The organism is Vibrio marinisediminis, from assembly GCF_014050145.1.
In the GTDB taxonomy this organism is placed as follows: Bacteria; Pseudomonadota; Gammaproteobacteria; order Enterobacterales; family Vibrionaceae; genus Vibrio; species Vibrio marinisediminis.
Genome location: NZ_JACFYF010000453.1, coordinates 1 through 223, shown reverse-complemented (window position 1 = coordinate 223; position 223 = coordinate 1). Strand labels below are relative to the sequence as shown.

Annotated in this window: 1 protein-coding gene; it reads left to right on the top strand. The window is 32.3% G+C overall.

Annotated elements, in window-relative coordinates; translation table 11 throughout:
• Positions 1-41: 41 nt before the first annotated feature.
• The coding region (locus tag H2O73_RS24590) for an AAA family ATPase (RefSeq protein WP_220457810.1) at positions 42-223 on the top strand (182 nt) is incomplete at its 3' end.

Sequence of the window (223 nt, the reverse complement as noted above, 5' to 3'; positions counted from 1 at the left end):
CTGTAATGAGTGCGTTAGTAAATAACCTTTGGCAAATAGGTATGAAATCTGTTTTATTGGCTCCAACAGGAAGAGCTGCAAAAGTAATATCTAATTACTCACAAAAAAAGGCATTTACTATTCATAAAAAGATTTATCATCCACGTAAATCTAGTAATGGAGGAGTGGCATTTACGTTGCAAAAAAATAACCATACCAATACATTATTTATTGTTGATGAGGC